Origin of the sequence: Bacillus cereus group sp. BfR-BA-01492 (genome assembly GCF_022662815.1) — a bacterium.
Lineage (GTDB): Bacteria > Bacillota > Bacilli > Bacillales > Bacillaceae_G > Bacillus_A > Bacillus_A cereus_BD.
In genome coordinates this window covers 1-15,657 of the sequence record NZ_JAKUEH010000032.1, presented here as the reverse complement: position 1 = coordinate 15,657, position 15,657 = coordinate 1, and the positions used below count along the sequence as shown (strand labels likewise).

Genomic DNA, 15,657 nt, shown 5'->3' with positions numbered 1-15,657 from the left:
TCGCAGGTTCAAATCCTGTCCCCGCAACCAAATGGTCCCGTGGTGTAGTGGTTAACATGCCTGCCTGTCACGCAGGAGATCGCCGGTTCGACCCCGGTCGGGACCGCCATTTTATATAAAGAAAAGAACGAAACAGCTTGTTTCGTATTTTTTTATTTATTTTTAAGAAAACTTATAAAGACAGTCAAACTAATCCTTAGGAATACTCCTAAGGTCTTTTTTATATGTTCAAAATACCTGTATAATAGAGAGCAGAGAATATTGTGAGTAAAGTAGGTGAAACCTTTGAATAAATATGAAGTTACAACAACTTCGTCTGAAGAAACACAGCAATTATCAGAAAAGCTTGGAAAGCTTGTTACAGCGCAAGATGTATTCATTTTAGAAGGCGATCTTGGAGCGGGTAAAACTACATTTACAAAGGGACTTGCCAAAGGTCTTGGTGTGAAACGAGTGGTAAATAGCCCAACTTTCAACATTATTAAAGAGTATAAAGGCAGATTGCCACTATATCATATGGATGTATACCGTTTAGCGGAAAGCGAAGAAGATTTAGGGTTTGATGAGTACTTTTTTGGTGAAGGGGTAACAGTTGTAGAGTGGGCTCACTTAATAGAGCCATATTTACCAAATGAAAAATTAAAGATTAGCTTATTTCATGCTGGAAATGATACAAGAAAGATTGTATTAGAACCAGAAGGAGACCGCTATATTAGATTATGTGAGGAGCTATTACAAAATGAAAGTACTAGCAATTGATACTTCAAATTACGTAATGGGTGTTTCTCTTATTGAGGGAGATACTGTTATCGGGGAAATCATTACAAATTTAACAAAGAATCATTCTATACGCCTTATGCCAGCTGTAGATCAACTTTTAAAGGAATGTAATGTCAAACCGAAAGAACTAAATAAAATTGTCGTAGCAGCTGGTCCAGGATCGTATACAGGTGTGCGTATAGGTGTAACAGTTGCCAAAACATTAGCATGGTCATTACAAATACCAATCGTTGGTGTATCTAGTTTAGAAGTGGTAGCTGCGAATGGAGCGAATTTCCAAGGACTTATTTGTCCTTTATTTGATGGCCGACGCGGACAAATTTATACAGGATTGTATACATACGAGAAAGAACAGCTAACTGCTATAGAAGATGATCGTATTGTTTTAATTGTAGATTGGTTACAAATATTGAAAGAGAAAAAGCAGCCTGTACTATTTATTGGTAACGATGTGAAAATGCATCAGAAAATGATTGTAGAGCATCTAGGTGATCAAGCGATATTTGCTCCTTTTACAAAGAGTAACCCAAGACCGAGCGAACTTGCATTTTTAGGTTTACAAAAGGAAGAGCAAAATGTACATACATTTGTACCGAGCTATTTGCGTTTAGCTGAAGCGGAGACAAAATGGTTAGAAAGCCAAAAGAAATAGGAGATATTAAAATGGATGTTACATTTAGAAAGATGACAACTGATGATATTGCTCAAGTGGTAGCGATTGAAGAAGCGTCTTTCCCAACTCCTTGGACTGCTGATGCATTTCACCGTGAAGTAACAATGAATGAATATTCACATTATATTGTAGTTGAAAAAGATGGCTTAGTAGTTGGATACTGTGGATTGTGGATTATTATTGATGAATCACATATAACCAATATAGCAATTTTACCAGAATATCGTGGTCAAAAACTTGGGGATGCATTGCTTCAGGAGGTAATGAAACAAGCAAAGGAAATGGGAGCGAAAACAATGACGCTCGAAGTTCGTGTGTCAAATGAAGTAGCAAAACAGTTATACCGGAAGTACGGATTCCGAAATGGTGGAATTCGAAAACGATACTATACAGACAATTATGAAGATGGTCTTGTAATGTGGGTGAATATATAATGGAAAAAAATACAATTATACTTGGTATTGAGACAAGCTGTGATGAAACAGCTGTAGCAGTTGTGAAAAATGGAACAGAAATAGTAGCGAATGTTGTTGCTTCGCAAATAGAAAGTCATAAGCGCTTTGGCGGTGTTGTACCTGAAATTGCGTCTCGCCATCACGTTGAACAAATTACAGTTGTATTAGAAGAGGCATTAAAAGAGGCAAATCTCTCTTTTGAAGATATTAATGCAATTGCAGTGACAGAAGGACCGGGATTAGTAGGGGCTCTATTAATAGGTGTAAATGCAGCTAAAGCTATCGCTTTTGCTCATAATATTCCTTTGGTTGGTGTCCATCATATTGCCGGCCATATTTACGCAAATCGCTTAGTGAAAGAGTTAGAATTTCCATTGTTATCACTTGTAGTTTCAGGAGGACATACGGAGCTTGTTTATATGAAAGAGCATGGTTCCTTTGAAGTCATTGGTGAAACAAGAGATGATGCAGCTGGGGAAGCTTATGACAAGGTTGCACGTACATTATCTATGCCATATCCAGGTGGTCCTCATATTGATCGCCTTGCTCATGAAGGGCAACCAACGATCGACTTACCACGTGCGTGGTTAGAGCCAGATTCATATGATTTTAGCTTTAGTGGATTAAAATCAGCAGTTATTAACACTGTGCATAACGCAAAACAACGCGGGGAAGAAATTGCTCCAGAGGATTTAGCGGCAAGTTTCCAAGCAAGTGTAATAGATGTATTGGTAACGAAAGCTGTGCGTGCAGCTGAAGCATATCATGTAAAGCAAGTGCTTTTAGCAGGTGGTGTAGCAGCAAATAAAGGGCTTCGTACACGATTAGAGGAAGAATTTGCACAAAAAGAAAATATAGAGCTTATTATTCCTCCATTATCGTTATGTACTGATAATGCAGCAATGATTGCAGCGGCAGGTACCATTGCGTATAAGCAAGGGAAGCGTGCTACATTTGCATTAAATGCAAACCCGGGTTTAAATATAGAAGATTAGTTATACACAAAATTAACCACAAGTTGTGGATAAAACCCACATTATCTGTTGATAATGTGGGTTTTATTGTGAATATAAAATGTGGATAACTTTTTTGGTGTTTGTGGATAATGTGGAAAAGTTACTTTAACTTTTGTTTTATAAAGGTGGATATGTGTATAATGTTGTGGATAGAAAAGAATAGGTCAGATATCTGATGACACAAAATTGCTTCAAGTGGGTAAAAAAATAAGGTAGCTCAAGAATATGTAGCTACCTTAATGAAAGGTCCTCAGCAATTAGACTGTTACGGACAGCTTTACTTTCACATATCTGCCTTGTTTCTTTCTGTATCTTATTGCTTATAAATAGTGAGATAAATGGAGAGGTTACATATGTAGTTCTTCCCATTCTCCCATATTTTTTTCTAATTGTTCTTGAAGATTTTGTTTCGCTGCTGTAATTTCACTTGCACGTTCATAGTCTGTATATACTTCAGGCAGACAGAGCTGAGCTTCTAATTCTTCGATTTCTTCTTCGAGTTTAGAAATGTTTTGCTCCAGTTCCTCAATTTTTCGCATCCGTTGTCGTTCTAACTTTTTACGTTCTTTTTCTTCCGTATAACTTAACTTTTCTTGTGCAAAGTTTTTGGGAACAGAAATTTCTACTTCTTTTTGTGCAAATTCTGCACGCTCAATCATTTCATTTTTCTTTTCAATATAGTAATCATAGTCGCCTAAATATTCTTTCGCACCGTCTGTTGATAACTCAACGACTGTAGTTGTGACACGGTTAATAAAATAGCGATCATGAGATACGAATAAAAGAGTTCCTGGATAATCAATTAAGGCATTCTCTAGAATTTCTTTACTATTTAAATCAAGATGGTTGGTTGGTTCATCGAGAATTAATAGGTTTGCCTTTTGCATCATTAATTTTGCTAGCGCTAATCGGGCTTTTTGCCCACCGCTAAGAGAAGAGACTGGCTTTAATACATCATCACCTGTAAATAAAAAATTACCAAGTAGTGTGCGAATTTCTTTTTCTGGTGCTAGTGGATAATCATCCCATAGCTCATCTAACACACGTTTAGATGATGTTAAGTTTGCTTGTTCTTGATCATAATATCCAACAGATACGTTTGAACCGAAAGAAATCTCGCCATGTAATGTCTGTAACTTGTTCACAATAGATTTTAATAATGTAGATTTTCCAATTCCATTCGGCCCAACTAGTGCAACGCTATCTCCACGAGTTAAACGCATATTTACATGTTCGATAATAGAATTTTCATCATAGCCAATTGAAACATCTTTTAATTGGAGGACATCATTCCCGCTTTGTTTTTCAATATCGAAATGGAACGATGCGGATTTGGAATCTCCGACGGGTCTAGTAAGTAATTCCATTCGCTCCAATTGTTTGCGTCGACTTTGTGCCCGCTTTGTTGTAGAGGCACGTGCAATGTTCTTTTGAACAAAATCTTCAAGTTTTGCGATTTCTTCTTGTTGTTTCTCATAGCGTTTCATTTCTTGCTCATATTGTGCAGCTTTTAACTCTAAATATTTACTATAGTTGCCAACATATCGTCTACTTTCCTTATTAGAAATTTCATATACTTGAGTAACAAGTTTGTCTAAAAAGTAACGGTCATGAGAAACGATTAAGATCGCACCAGGATATCCTTGTAAGTATTGTTCCAACCACGTTAATGTATCAATATCTAAATGGTTGGTCGGTTCATCTAATATGAGTAAATCAGGGCGCGTTAATAATAATTTCCCAAGAGCTAATCTTGTTTTTTGCCCACCGCTTAATGTAGAAATGGTTGTTTGGTGTGTTTCAGATGGGAAGCCGAGCCCGCTTAAAATCGAGCGAATATCAGCTTCATATTGATAACCACCTTGATTTTTATAATCTAACTGTAGTTGATCATACTCACGAAGTAATTTTTCGTAGATGACAGCATTTGAGAAGCTTTCTTCCAATCCCATCTCATGCTCTAACCTTCGCAGTCTTTTCTCCATCTCCTGTAAATGTGTGAAGACAGTTAGCATCTCATCCCAAATTGTTAAAGAAGTTTCCAATCCAGTATTTTGGGCTAGGTAGCCAATTGAAACATCTTTTGGCTTTATTATTTCACCGCTATCATGAGACAATTCTCCGGCGATTATTTTTAATAATGTAGATTTTCCAGCGCCATTTCGGCCAACTAGTGCAATACGGTCTTTTGTTTGAACTTCCAATTTAATATGAGTTAGAATTGTTTCAGCACCGTATAATTTTGAAAGCCCATTCACTTGTAATAAAATCAATGTTTTCACCTCAAATAAATTCTTAACTTTGCCATGTTTATATTTCTCAATCATACTAAAAATAGTGTATAGTTTAAAATAAAGAGAGTTTTTCTTTCTTTCTTTATTATACAAGGAATGTTATAAGTGCTAAACTTTTGTATTTATTCCAAGTATACGAACAAAGATAGGAAGAGAGGAGAGGTTATATGGATCAGCAAAAGATTCCGCAGGCCACAGCCAAAAGATTGCCTCTATACTATCGATTTATCCAAAACTTATCTCTTTCTGGTAAGCAACGTGTTTCATCAGCAGAATTGAGTGAAGCGGTGAAGGTCGATTCCGCAACAATTCGAAGAGATTTCTCATACTTTGGAGCGTTAGGGAAAAAAGGATATGGATATAATGTGAATTATTTATTATCATTTTTCCGTGAAACGCTTGATCAAGATGATATAACACGCGTGGCACTTATTGGAGTAGGGAATTTAGGGACCGCTTTCTTACATTACAATTTCACAAAAAATAATAATACGAAAATTGAAATGGCATTTGATGTCGATGAAGAGAAAGTGGGAAAAGAAATCGGAGGAATTCCTGTATATCATTTGGATGAATTGGAAGAGCGACTAACGAATGATATACAAGTGGCAATATTAACAGTACCTGCTAACGTTGCACAAGCTGTAGCAGATCGATTGGCTTATACAAGTGTACACGGTATTTTGAATTTTACACCGGCACGGTTAAATGTATCAGAAAAAATAAGGATTCATCATATTGATTTAGCAGTAGAATTACAAACGCTTGTTTATTTTCTGAAAAATTATCCACAATAAAGCGCAGAGGGGCCCCCTCTGCGTTTTATTATTTTTTCTTTATGAATTTAACTAAAATCAATCGAAGCGCTAGATTAAAGTCAATTGTTGCCATAGCAGCGAACAGTATTGTCCAGATGTTCCAAACAGTATCTGTTGCTTTCATAATAGCAAAGACTACAAAGATGCAGCCAAGAAGGAAATATAGTGCTGCCATGAACAAGGGTGAATTTCTCATGTTAAAAATCCTCCGATAAAGCCTTGCATTTTTTCAGCTTCTTTTATTAGCTCTTGTATTTGTTCGTTATTACTTACGAAAACTTGAACTAATGCGACTACTGTATTCATTCCAACATGAGCCATAATCGGAACGATAATTCGACGCGTTTGCACATATAAAAAGGCAAACACAAGGCCCATAGCAGTGTATATTAATAAGTGTGTAAAATCAAAATGGATAGCAGCAAACACAAGCGAACTAATGATTGCTGCGATAAAGAAGTTGAACTTTTTATATAATGTACCAAATAGAATCTTTCTAAATACAATTTCTTCTAAAATAGGTCCTATTATTGAGATGACAATAAGGAACCATGGAGTCGTTCTTGCAATTTCCATTAAATGTGCGGTATTTTCAGAGCCAGGCTTAATACCTAGTACACGCATTTCGATGACACCTGCAATTCCTTGAGCAAAAAATGCCATAAAGAAGCCAATAAAAATCCAACCAATTGTCGCAGGGATATTCGTGCGTTTTGTATCCAAATGTCTATCACGAATGTCTGTTCTAAGTAATAACAATACAATACATAACGCGATAAAGAAGCTAATAATAGCCCAATGACCGGTTAGGAGTTGAATTTTTTCTTCCCTTGTAAACCCTCTATTATCGTATAGCCCAGTTTTTGCAAGAAGGGGCAAGCCGATGATTCCTGATAACTGCATAACAATGTATGTAACGACAATCCACCAATATTGTTTTTTCAAATGGGATAACCATCCTTTCTAATTTTATCTTATGAAATAAGGCCGGATTACATGTAATCAGCCAGCCGAATATATGTAAGTATTGCCTTTATGAAAAATTTTTGTTTAAAAATAAAATAGGAGACAGGAAAAAGGTGTTCGAATAGAGAAAACAACTTATGGTATCTTTCCTATTGTAACATACGATAGGTGGAAACGTTGATTCATATATAGAGTTCTATAAAAAATGATGCTTTGTAGAAAAGTTTATATCGTGATTTGAGAAAAAATTATGATTTTTTTACTTGCAAAAGAAATTGAGATTATTTATTATTATAAGTGTGTTAGCACTCGTTAGACTTGAGTGCTAATAAAAGAATTTACATAAAAAAATGAGGAGGTTATTGTTCATGCTAAAGCCATTAGGTGATCGCGTTGTAATTGAACTTGTTCAAGCAGAAGAAAAAACAGCAAGTGGTATTGTATTACCAGACACTGCAAAAGAAAAACCACAAGAGGGTAAAGTTATTGCAGTAGGTACTGGGCGAGTGCTTGAAAATGGTGAGCGTGTTGCTTTAGAGGTAGCAGCAGGCGATCGTATCATCTTCTCAAAATATGCAGGTACTGAAGTGAAATATGAAGGTGCAGACTACTTGATTTTACGTGAAAGTGACATTTTAGCAGTTATCGGTTAATTATATATTTAAAAAATCCAAGGGGGTCAAATATTATGGCAAAAGATATTAAATTTAGTGAAGAAGCACGTCGTTCGATGCTTCGCGGTGTCGACACTCTTGCAAACGCAGTAAAAGTAACACTTGGACCAAAAGGTCGCAACGTTGTACTTGAGAAAAAATTTGGTTCACCACTTATTACAAATGACGGTGTAACAATCGCAAAAGAAATTGAATTAGAAGATGCTTTTGAAAACATGGGTGCAAAATTAGTAGCAGAAGTTGCTAGCAAAACAAATGATGTAGCTGGTGACGGAACAACAACTGCAACTGTATTAGCACAAGCTATGATTCGTGAAGGTTTGAAAAACGTAACAGCTGGTGCAAATCCAATGGGTCTTCGCAAAGGTATTGAAAAAGCTGTTATTACAGCAGTAGAAGAATTAAAAACAATTTCTAAACCAATCGAAGGTAAATCTTCTATCGCACAAGTAGCTGCTATTTCTGCTGCTGACGAAGAAGTAGGTCAATTAATTGCAGAAGCGATGGAACGCGTTGGTAACGATGGCGTTATTACATTAGAAGAATCTAAAGGATTCACAACAGAATTAGATGTAGTAGAAGGTATGCAATTTGATCGTGGATATGCATCTCCTTACATGATTACTGATTCTGACAAAATGGAAGCAGTTCTTGATAACCCATATATCTTAATTACTGACAAAAAGATTTCTAACATCCAAGAGATCTTACCAGTGTTAGAACAAGTGGTACAACAAGGTAAACCACTTCTTATTATCGCTGAAGATGTAGAAGGTGAAGCGTTAGCTACATTAGTAGTAAACAAACTTCGCGGTACATTCAATGTAGTAGCTGTTAAAGCTCCAGGATTTGGTGACCGTCGTAAAGCAATGCTAGAAGATATTGCAATCTTAACAGCTGGTGAAGTAATCACTGAAGAATTAGGACGCGACTTAAAATCAGCTACAATTGAGTCTTTAGGACGCGCTGGTAAAGTTGTAGTAACGAAAGAAAACACAACAATTGTAGAAGGTGTAGGAAGCACTGAACAAATCGAAGCTCGCATCGGTCAAATTCGTGCGCAATTAGAAGAAACAACTTCTGAATTCGATCGTGAAAAATTACAAGAACGTCTTGCTAAACTTGCAGGTGGCGTTGCAGTAATCAAAGTAGGTGCAGCAACTGAAACTGAGTTAAAAGAACGTAAACTTCGCATTGAAGATGCCCTTAACTCAACTCGTGCAGCAGTAGAAGAAGGTATTGTTGCAGGTGGCGGTACTTCACTTATGAACGTATATGCTAAAGTAGCTTCTATTTCAGCTGAAGGCGACGAAGCAACAGGTATCAACATTGTACTTCGTGCATTAGAAGAGCCAGTTCGCCAAATTGCAATCAACGCTGGTCTAGAAGGATCTGTAGTGGTAGAACGTCTAAAAGGCGAAAAAGTAGGCATTGGTTTCAACGCAGCAACAGGCGAATGGGTAAACATGCTTGAGTCTGGTATCGTAGACCCAGCAAAAGTAACTCGTTCTGCACTTCAAAACGCAGCATCTGTTGCAGCTATGTTCTTAACAACTGAAGCAGTTGTTGCTGACAAACCAGAAGAAGGCGGAAATGCAATGCCTGATATGTCTGGAATGGGCGGCATGGGCGGTATGGGCGGAATGATGTAATTCCGTTCGCATCAAAAAACATCCATCTCTATATAGAGGTGGATGTTTTTTTGTTGTACATGGAAGAAAAATTATTACGATAAAGATTTAATTGCGCTGAGAAAATAATTTCTGTAGAATTTTGTCGTGTTCTCTCTTGACCGTATTGATACTTCATTGTTAGAATCTAGAAAGATAATATAAAACAATCCTTCATATATCCTCAATAATATGGTTTGAGAGTCTCTACCGGGTTACCGTAAACAACCTGACTATGAAGGCAGTGCGTCTTATGTTTATAAAGAGTAACATACTATCTTTATAAAGCTAGACTCCTGCCTTTTCTTTATTATGAGACTAGAGGTGGAGGACTGGCTTTTTTTATTATATTGGTAATGCTTTTTGCCTAATTTGGTGAAAATATTTATATACAGAACTAACGTTGGGGTGATTATTTTGAAAAAACAGCACGATACGATTATCGTTTTAGACTTTGGAAGTCAGTACAACCAGTTAATTGCACGTCGCATTCGTGAGTTCGGTGTGTACAGTGAGCTTCATCCACACACAATTACTGCGGAAGAAATTAAAGCAATGAATCCAAAAGGGATTATTTTCTCTGGTGGACCAAACAGTGTATACGGCGAAAATGCATTCCACTGTGATGAGAAAATTTTTGAGCTAGGCTTACCTATTTTCGGTATTTGCTACGGCATGCAGCTGATGACAAAACACTTTGGTGGAAAAGTAGAGCGAGCAAACCATCGTGAGTACGGAAAAGCAGTTCTGAAAGTAGAGAATGAATCAAAATTATATACAAACCTGCCAGAAGAACAAGTTGTATGGATGAGTCATGGTGACTTAGTAACAGGTTTACCAGAAGGCTTTGTAGTAGATGCAACAAGCGAATCTTGTCCAATTGCTGGTATGAGCAATGAAGAAAAGCAATTATACGGTGTACAATTCCATCCAGAAGTACGTCACTCTGAGCACGGTAATGATTTAATTAAAAACTTCGTATTCGGCGTATGCGGTTGCTCTGAAGGCTGGAACATGGAGAACTTTATTGAAGTAGAATTAGAAAAAATCCGTGAAACAGTTGGCGACAAAAAAGTACTATGTGCACTTAGCGGTGGTGTAGATTCTTCTGTTGTAGCTGTATTAATTCATAAAGCAATCGGTGATCAGTTAACATGTATTTTCGTTGACCACGGTTTACTTCGTAAAGGTGAAGCAGAAGGCGTTATGAAAACATTTAGCGAAGGCTTCCATATGAATGTTATTAAAATCGATGCTAGAGAACGCTTCATGGAAAAATTAAAAGGTGTAGAAGATCCAGAGCAAAAACGTAAAATCATTGGTAACGAATTCATTTATGTTTTTGATGATGAAGCTTCTAAATTAGAAGGAATGGACTTCTTAGCGCAAGGTACATTGTACACAGATATTATTGAAAGTGGTACAGCAACTGCGCAAACAATTAAATCTCACCATAACGTAGGCGGACTTCCAGAAGATATGCAGTTCAAATTAATCGAGCCTTTAAATACGTTATTTAAAGATGAAGTGCGTGCATTAGGATCAGAACTAGGAATTCCTGATGAAATTGTATGGCGTCAACCATTCCCAGGTCCTGGCCTTGGTATTCGTGTATTAGGTGAAATTACAGAAGAAAAATTAGAAATTGTTCGTGAATCTGATGCGATTTTACGTGAGGAAATCCAAAAAGCAGGATTAGACCGTGAAATTTGGCAATACTTCACTGCGCTTCCTGGTATGCGCAGCGTAGGTGTTATGGGTGACGAGCGTACTTACGATTATACAGTAGGTATCCGTGCTGTAACATCTATTGACGGTATGACAGCTGACTGGGCACGTATCCCTTGGGACGTATTAGAGAAAATCTCTGTACGTATCGTAAATGAAGTAGAACACGTGAATCGCGTTGTGTATGATATTACTTCTAAGCCACCAGCAACAATCGAGTGGGAATAAAAACTATTTATTTGCAGGAAGATCCATCTTATATACAGATGGATCTTTTTGTTTTATGCGAACAAAAAAAGTATAATCTGTAAAATTGTTCGCTTTTAAGTTGACATATATCTTTCTATACGCTAATATGATTATAGATTTGATGCAAAAAATGAATATTATGCCGTCGTATAATCTCGGGGATATGGCCCGAAAGTTTCTACCTAGCTACCGTAAATGGCTTGACTACGAGGCGTTTTTATAAAGATAAGGGGAACTTATCTTTATTTATAGAACGCTTCCATGTATATATGCAATGGAAGCCTTTTTTATTTTTTAGGATAAAAGAGGGCTAGGATGAAGTGCGACGAGTCATTATATAACGGAGGAAACGTAAGATGAAACGTTATTTTCAGTTTGATGAGCTCGGTACAAATTATAAGACTGAGTTCATTGCAGGGTTAACAACATTTTTATCTATGGCTTACGTACTATTTGTTAATCCTGCCACACTGTCACTTGGAAATATTAAAGGACTACCGGCAGGAACCGGAATGGATCCGGGAGCAGTATTCGTTGCTACTGCATTAGCGGCAGCAATCGGTTCTTTAATTATGGGGATTTTTGCAAAATATCCAATAGCATTAGCACCAGGTGTAGGAATTACTTCTTTCTTTGCTTACACAGCGGTATTAACAATGGGAGTTCCATGGCAGACAGCAATTGCGGGAACGCTCGTATCAGGTATTATCTTCATTATTATTACAGCTCTTGGTATCCGTGAAAAAATTATTAATGCAATTCCTGCAGAGTTAAAACTTGCGGTAGCAGCAGGTATTGGTTTATTTATCGCCTTTCTGGGTTTTCAAAATGCCGGAATTATCGTGAAAAATGATGCGGTTCTTGTTGGATTAGGAGACTTAACAAAGGGCGCAACATTGTTAGCGATTTTCGGAGTAGTTGTTACAATTATTTTAATGATTAAAAAGATAAATGGTGCAGTGTTCTATGGGATGATCCTTACAGCTATTCTTGGAATGGCAACAGGATTAATTGATACGCCAAAAGCTGTAGTAGGAGCAATTCCAAGTCTGGAACCGACGTTCGGTATGGCGTTAATGCACTTTGGAGATATTTTTACTGTTCAAATGGGGATTGTCATTATAACATTCTTCTTTATCGATTTCTTTGATACAGCAGGTACACTTGTAGCAGTTGTCAATCAAGCGGGGCTAATGAAGGACAATAAATTACCACGTGCAGGGAAAGCATTATTTGCAGATGCGATTGCAACTGTAATTGGCGCGATTCTAGGTACTTCCACAACAACTTCCTATATTGAGTCGTCTGCAGGGGTAGCAGCGGGGGGACGTTCTGGATTTACAGCGGTTGTAACAGCAGGGTTCTTTTTACTGGCACTTTTCTTTTCACCGCTATTAAGTGTTATAACGCCAGCTGTAACAGCACCAGCTTTAATTATTGTGGGAATTTTAATGGTTTCATCTTTAGGGGAAATCGAGTGGAAAAAGTTCGAGATTGCAGTACCAACATTTTTCACAATTATTTCAATGCCACTTACCTATAGTATCGCAACGGGGATTGCAATTGGTTTCATCTTCTATCCAATTACAATGGTTGTAAGTGGACGCCGTAAAGAAGTTCATCCAATTATGTATGTAATGGGAGTTTTATTCATACTATATTTCAGCTATGTTCGGAAATAAAGGGGTTTTTAAAGGTCTAGACTAAGAGGGGGTCTAGACCTTTTTTACGTCTTCAGAAAATCTTAAGGATTTCGCACCGTTTTTCTTTAGAAGTTTTTTTATAATAGAAAGTAGGGAGTTTAAGAATTGTGGGGGAGATATTGTGGGACAAGAAACAATACTTGTTGTAGATGATGAAAAAGAAATTCGAGATTTAATTACAATTTATTTAAAGAATGAAGGATATAACATACTGCAAGCAGGAGATGGAGCAGAAGGGTTAGAGATGTTAGAAAACAATGAAGTTCATTTAGTTGTACTAGATATTATGATGCCGAAAATTGATGGGATTCATATGTGCATGAAAGTAAGAGAACAAAAAGAAATGCCGATTATTATGTTATCGGCTAAAACGCAAGATATGGATAAAATTTTAGGATTAACAACAGGTGCAGATGATTATGTGACAAAACCATTTAATCCGTTAGAGCTTGTAGCAAGGGTGAAATCGCAACTTCGTCGATATATGAAAATGAGTGGATTTATGATTGAAAACGAAAATGAAATAGAGATTGGTGATATGAAAATAAATGTTTCTACACATGAAGTAGTTGTAGCGGATCGAGAGGTGAAATTAACACCAAGGGAATTTTCAATCTTAGAGTTACTAGCGCGTAATCCAGGAATGGTATTCAGTACAGAGCAAATTTATGAAAAGGTGTGGAATGAAAGGTCTTTTCAGTCAGACAATACTGTAATGGTACATATTCGGAAAATCCGCGAGAAAGTTGAAGAAAATGCAAGAAAGCCGAGATACATAAAAACAGTATGGGGAGTGGGGTATAAGGTTGAGAAGGATAATTAAAAATATATTTAGACCAATTAGTTGGATGAGTAAGATTTTTAAAAAAGTAATATATAAAGGAATACGGGGAGTACAAAAGAGTTTACGTGTACAACTGATAACGACGTTTGCTTTCTGTAGCTTGCTGGGGATAATAGGAGTGTGGGCATCATCTCCATTCTTTCAAGGGATAAATAAATACTCTGTAATTGATTATTCATCTGGTATGCAATTTATTGATACAACCGCTGAAAGGCTTGCAATGATTATCGGAAGGGCAGATGCTTCTGTTAATGTCCAAGAAGTTCTGGAACGTCCAGAATATCAAAGAGAATTAAAAGTTCTAATTGTTGATGAGAACGGGAAAGTTATATATAAGACGAAATCTGCTCAAGAAGAGCAGATTAATCTTCATAGTACGATTCGTAATATTATGAGTTTCAAAATAAATCGTTCTCAATATGAATATCAAAAAGATGTAATAGATAATGAAATAGAAAGAGAGCGTAAAGAGTTTACGACTTTTTATCCTTTGACAATTGAAGAGAAAAATATGTATATGATTGCAAGTGGTATACCACAAGGGAATATTCGAGAAGTCCAGAATGATGGCCCGTTTCCATTTTTGATAGGATTTGTTCTGTTTTTATTTTCTTTTTTTTATCTAACAAAAAGAAAAATGAAACAGATTGAGGCAATGGCAGAAGGGGTAAAAGAAATTACAAAAGGTAATTTACAATATAGAATTCCAGAGAAGGGACAAGATGAATTAAGTTTGTTGGCTGTGAATATGAACCAGATGGCAAAAGAATTGTTTTCTAATATAGAAAAAGAAAGACGACTAGAAAAGCAAAAAAATGAATTGATTACAAACGTATCCCATGATTTACGAACACCTCTTACTTCTATTATGGGGTATTTACGATTGCTTCGTGATTCTAAATATGACAATAAAGAACAGCATGATGAATATACAAGAATTGCTTTTACGAAGTCGGAGCAGTTAAAGAATCTAATAGAAGATTTATTCGAGTATACGAAATTAACGAATGAAAAGGTCATATTAGAAAAGCAAGAAGTATGTATAAATGAACTTCTAGAGCAATTAATAGAAGAATTAGTACCACAGGCTGAAGAAGAAGGACTGACATTCATAAAGCATTTTCCTGAAGAGCGTGTGTATGCTGCGATTGATTCGGAGAAGATGGTCCGTGTGTTTGAAAATTTATTAATGAATGCGATTAAGTATAGCAAAGATAATGGAGAGATTAAAGTATCACTTCAAAGACAAAGACGTGATACCCAAATCATTGTGGCAAATTATAGTGAAGAGTTTACAAAAGAGGAATTGGCTAATTTATTCGAGCGTTTTTATAAGAAAGATCAATCGCGAAGTAGAGTGACAGAAGGGTCTGGGCTTGGTCTTGCAATTGCAAAAAGCATTGTAGAACTTCAGGGAGGTCAAATTCGAGCTCATTATGAAGATGGAGAAATTCAGTTTATCGTCTCATTACCTATTATGGAAGAAGAGTAAATGAAGTTGTTTTATTATGAAGAAAAAAGCTTACTTATAGAGGGTAAGTCTTTTTCTTCATTTTTTTAGAAAAACATATTGACGATTACTATAAAGAAGTGTATTATTATACGAGTCGCTGATAGCAACAACACAACACGCGACAAACGAAATGAAAAACTTAGTTGACATTGAAATACAAAAGTGTTAACATAAGGAAGTCGCAAATGAAGCGACAAACGAGTTCTCTGAAAACTGAACGAAACAAACAACGTGAAACGTCAATTTTTATTTATGATGCTAGACAAACTTTATT

The 15,657-nt window shown here is 36.5% G+C and carries 14 protein-coding genes, 1 tRNA gene and 2 riboswitches; of the genes, 12 read left to right on the top strand and 3 right to left on the bottom strand.

Annotation, left to right across the window (positions count from 1 at the left end):
* Positions 1-33 precede the first annotated feature (33 nt).
* The 5 genes from MR063_RS21055 to tsaD all read left to right on the top strand — a co-directional run bounded on the left by MR063_RS21055 (position 34) and on the right by tsaD (position 2,903).
* A tRNA-Asp gene (locus MR063_RS21055) sits at positions 34-109 on the top strand.
* Between the two features lie 176 nt (positions 110-285).
* The gene (gene tsaE, locus MR063_RS21050) at positions 286-759 is read left to right on the top strand and encodes a tRNA (adenosine(37)-N6)-threonylcarbamoyltransferase complex ATPase subunit type 1 TsaE (RefSeq protein WP_242145844.1); all 474 of its coding nucleotides are present in this window, start codon (positions 286-288) and stop codon (positions 757-759) included.
* Complete coding sequence (tsaB, locus tag MR063_RS21045; RefSeq protein WP_242201256.1) at positions 740-1,432, top strand: tRNA (adenosine(37)-N6)-threonylcarbamoyltransferase complex dimerization subunit type 1 TsaB; 693 nt, start codon at positions 740-742, stop codon at positions 1,430-1,432. The genes tsaE and tsaB overlap by 20 nt, the downstream gene beginning before the upstream one ends.
* A gap of 11 nt (positions 1,433-1,443) precedes the next feature.
* Positions 1,444-1,887 carry a ribosomal protein S18-alanine N-acetyltransferase gene (rimI, locus tag MR063_RS21040; protein WP_242201253.1) on the top strand — a complete coding sequence of 148 codons (444 nt, stop codon included), beginning with the start codon at positions 1,444-1,446 and terminating at the stop codon, positions 1,885-1,887.
* The gene (gene tsaD / locus MR063_RS21035; protein ID WP_242145841.1) at positions 1,887-2,903 is read left to right on the top strand and encodes a tRNA (adenosine(37)-N6)-threonylcarbamoyltransferase complex transferase subunit TsaD; all 1,017 of its coding nucleotides are present in this window, start codon (positions 1,887-1,889) and stop codon (positions 2,901-2,903) included. Before rimI ends, tsaD begins: the two co-directional genes overlap by 1 nt.
* A 368-nt stretch (positions 2,904-3,271) precedes the next feature.
* On the opposite strand, the gene MR063_RS21030 is transcribed toward tsaD, so the two are convergent.
* Entirely contained in the window at positions 3,272-5,197 is a 1,926-nt protein-coding gene (locus MR063_RS21030) for an ABC-F family ATP-binding cassette domain-containing protein (RefSeq protein ID WP_242201264.1), read from the bottom strand.
* 188 nt (positions 5,198-5,385) lie between these two features.
* Between MR063_RS21030 and MR063_RS21025 the strand changes: the two genes are divergently transcribed.
* On the top strand, positions 5,386-6,015 hold the full coding sequence (locus tag MR063_RS21025) for a redox-sensing transcriptional repressor Rex (protein WP_011983373.1): 630 nt from the start codon (positions 5,386-5,388) through the stop codon (positions 6,013-6,015).
* Positions 6,016-6,043: 28 nt separating this feature from the next.
* Here the strand turns inward: MR063_RS21025 and MR063_RS21020 are convergent, their stop codons facing one another.
* Positions 6,044-6,232 carry a YdiK family protein gene (locus MR063_RS21020; RefSeq protein WP_242201251.1) on the bottom strand — a complete coding sequence of 63 codons (189 nt, stop codon included), beginning with the start codon at positions 6,230-6,232 and terminating at the stop codon, positions 6,044-6,046.
* Positions 6,229-6,981: a CPBP family intramembrane glutamic endopeptidase gene (locus MR063_RS21015; RefSeq protein WP_242201249.1), complete on the bottom strand. Its 753-nt coding sequence runs from the start codon at positions 6,979-6,981 to the stop codon at positions 6,229-6,231. Before MR063_RS21015 ends, MR063_RS21020 begins: the two co-directional genes overlap by 4 nt.
* A 389-nt stretch (positions 6,982-7,370) precedes the next feature.
* Here MR063_RS21015 and groES point away from each other — a divergent pair, with 389 nt between their 5' ends.
* From groES to MR063_RS20985, 6 genes are all read left to right on the top strand, one after another.
* Positions 7,371-7,655 (top strand): co-chaperone GroES, encoded by a 285-nt coding sequence (groES, locus tag MR063_RS21010; protein ID WP_242145837.1) that lies wholly within the window; start codon positions 7,371-7,373, stop codon positions 7,653-7,655.
* Positions 7,656-7,690: 35 nt separating this feature from the next.
* The gene (gene groL / locus MR063_RS21005) at positions 7,691-9,328 is read left to right on the top strand and encodes a chaperonin GroEL (RefSeq protein WP_242201247.1); all 1,638 of its coding nucleotides are present in this window, start codon (positions 7,691-7,693) and stop codon (positions 9,326-9,328) included.
* A gap of 172 nt (positions 9,329-9,500) precedes the next feature.
* A riboswitch (purine riboswitch) is annotated at positions 9,501-9,602 on the top strand.
* Positions 9,603-9,763: 161 nt separating this feature from the next.
* Positions 9,764-11,302, top strand: coding sequence for a glutamine-hydrolyzing GMP synthase (guaA, locus tag MR063_RS21000; protein ID WP_277927972.1), 1,539 nt, complete (start codon positions 9,764-9,766; stop codon positions 11,300-11,302).
* A 146-nt stretch (positions 11,303-11,448) separates the two neighbouring features.
* A riboswitch (purine riboswitch) is annotated at positions 11,449-11,550 on the top strand.
* Positions 11,551-11,679: 129 nt separating this feature from the next.
* On the top strand, positions 11,680-13,005 hold the full coding sequence (locus tag MR063_RS20995) for an NCS2 family permease (protein WP_242201245.1): 1,326 nt from the start codon (positions 11,680-11,682) through the stop codon (positions 13,003-13,005).
* A 142-nt stretch (positions 13,006-13,147) separates the two neighbouring features.
* Positions 13,148-13,849, top strand: a complete 702-nt coding sequence (locus MR063_RS20990; RefSeq protein ID WP_242201243.1) for a response regulator transcription factor — start codon at positions 13,148-13,150, stop codon at positions 13,847-13,849.
* Positions 13,845-15,362, top strand: coding sequence for a sensor histidine kinase (locus MR063_RS20985; RefSeq protein WP_242201259.1), 1,518 nt, complete (start codon positions 13,845-13,847; stop codon positions 15,360-15,362). The genes MR063_RS20990 and MR063_RS20985 overlap by 5 nt, the downstream gene beginning before the upstream one ends.
* Positions 15,363-15,657: the final 295 nt, after the last annotated feature.

Coding starts and splice junctions, on each gene's coding strand:
- tsaB (WP_242201256.1), top strand. CDS start 740: ATGAAAGTACTAGCAATTGATACTTCAAATTACGTAATGGGTGTTTCT.
- rimI (WP_242201253.1), top strand. CDS start 1,444: ATGGATGTTACATTTAGAAAGATGACAACTGATGATATTGCTCAAGTG.
- tsaD (WP_242145841.1), top strand. CDS start 1,887: ATGGAAAAAAATACAATTATACTTGGTATTGAGACAAGCTGTGATGAA.
- MR063_RS21025 (WP_011983373.1), top strand. CDS start 5,386: ATGGATCAGCAAAAGATTCCGCAGGCCACAGCCAAAAGATTGCCTCTA.
- MR063_RS21020 (WP_242201251.1), bottom strand. CDS start 6,232: ATGAGAAATTCACCCTTGTTCATGGCAGCACTATATTTCCTTCTTGGC.
- groES (WP_242145837.1), top strand. CDS start 7,371: ATGCTAAAGCCATTAGGTGATCGCGTTGTAATTGAACTTGTTCAAGCA.
- groL (WP_242201247.1), top strand. CDS start 7,691: ATGGCAAAAGATATTAAATTTAGTGAAGAAGCACGTCGTTCGATGCTT.
- MR063_RS20995 (WP_242201245.1), top strand. CDS start 11,680: ATGAAACGTTATTTTCAGTTTGATGAGCTCGGTACAAATTATAAGACT.